Source organism: Rhodococcus sp. NPDC057529 (assembly GCF_042802055.1).
GTDB lineage: Bacteria > Actinomycetota > Actinomycetes > Mycobacteriales > Mycobacteriaceae > Rhodococcus_F.
This window is the reverse complement of record NZ_JBHVEY010000005.1, coordinates 325,377-326,795: the sequence shown is the minus strand read 5'-3', so window position 1 is coordinate 326,795 and position 1,419 is coordinate 325,377. Positions and strand designations below refer to the sequence as shown.

Sequence of the window (1,419 nt, the reverse complement as noted above, 5' to 3'; positions counted from 1 at the left end):
CCACACCCCGCCGCCGCTCAACCGACCGCGAGGTTTGGTTTGGGCGGTGAAGGGGGAATACCACGAAATGTGAGCGGTTGTAGCGGAAATGAGCGGTTGACCACCCCGAACATCGCGGACGCCGGACCTGCCGTGGCTTCAGGGTGCCGGTTTCATACCCCAGGTGTGAGATCTGACCGAAGAGAAGACCAAACCCTTGACTCCGCGGTACCGAATAGTAGATTGAGAGCGGTCATGTGACCTACCTCTCATACGGTACGGAAGCCCGGGAGGTCGGTCATACGTGGTTTCTTCGACTGCGTGTTCGGGGCGTGACGCTCGGTGCTTGGTGTGCTCGGAATGTAACGCGCCCGCGTTCAGCAGATCGGAGTACTTGGATGAGTCCTGTCGAGACGGTGACCAGCCCAGTGACCTACAGAAGCTTGTCCGTGTCCAACATCCCGTCCCCGCCGGCGATGGGGTCGCCGGAACCCCGGACCACGCCGGAGGCGGGGTCGCCGACGCTCCGGACGCGGCGAACGCCGCCCCGGCTGAGCCGAGACGGCGTTCGTACGGTTCGGTGGCCTGTGTCAGGCTCCGCGGCGCTTCGCCTTCAAAAGGTCGAGGCGCTCCTTCAGCAGCTCTTCCAGTTCCTCCTTGGAGCGGCGTTCGAGCAGCATGTCCCAGTGGGTACGCGGCGGCTTGACCTTCTTGGCCTCGGGCGCGGTGCCCTCGACCAGGGTCCCTTCGAGGCCGTTGCGGCACAGCCACGTGCCGGGGATCTCGGCATCGTCGGCGAAGGGGATGTCGAAGATCTCACCGTTGTCGCACCGGTACTTGGCCATCCGACGGGGCGCGAGGTCGTGGTCACGGTCGGTCTCGTAGCTCACCGCTCCGAGTCGACTCCCTCGAAGTACGCGATCTGCCATGGTTGTGTCCTCTCCTCGTTCGTCTCCGCGCGAGCACGCCTGGACCAGCACCAAGCGTTCACACTCATCTACAACGCCACGGCCTCCCGATTGGTTCCCGCACGCCGCGCAGATGCAACCTCGACATCTTACCGGGCGGGCTCGGGGGCGCCGCGCAGTAAGGTGGTCGATCATGACCAGCGCCTCCCGCAGACCGGATTCCTGTGTGTGGTGCGGACGCGAAGTGGCCGAGACGGGAATGGGCCGGCGTCGCCGGTACTGCCGTCAATCGTGCCGGCAACGCGCGTACGAGCAGCGCAACCAGGTCAAGGGCACCAGCATCCCCGCCGATGCGGTGGTGCTCACCTCGGAGGAAGCCTCCGCCATGGTCGACCGGGTTTTCCAGGTTCGATGTGCCGCCGAGGACGTGGCGACAGCCGTTGCCGAAGGTGCGGCGGCCCATGAGGTGGAGTCCCTGTGCGCCGATCTCGTGCAACTCGCACGTGAGGCCGAACGCTTCCGCTGAGCCTCC

The 1,419-nt window shown here is 65.4% G+C and carries 2 protein-coding genes; one reads left to right on the top strand and one right to left on the bottom strand.

The features are described from left to right. Positions 1-569: 569 nt before the first annotated feature. On the bottom strand, positions 570-908 hold the full coding sequence (locus tag ACFU5V_RS12405; protein ID WP_124393463.1) for an RNA polymerase-binding protein RbpA: 339 nt from the start codon (positions 906-908) through the stop codon (positions 570-572). A gap of 172 nt (positions 909-1,080) precedes the next feature. Here ACFU5V_RS12405 and ACFU5V_RS12400 point away from each other — a divergent pair, with 172 nt between their 5' ends. Next, positions 1,081-1,413, top strand: a complete 333-nt coding sequence (locus ACFU5V_RS12400) for a hypothetical protein (RefSeq protein WP_124393462.1) — start codon at positions 1,081-1,083, stop codon at positions 1,411-1,413. The last annotated feature ends 6 nt before the right edge of the window (positions 1,414-1,419 follow it).

Coding starts and splice junctions, on each gene's coding strand:
- ACFU5V_RS12405 (WP_124393463.1), bottom strand. CDS start 908: ATGGCAGATCGCGTACTTCGAGGGAGTCGACTCGGAGCGGTGAGCTAC.
- ACFU5V_RS12400 (WP_124393462.1), top strand. CDS start 1,081: ATGACCAGCGCCTCCCGCAGACCGGATTCCTGTGTGTGGTGCGGACGC.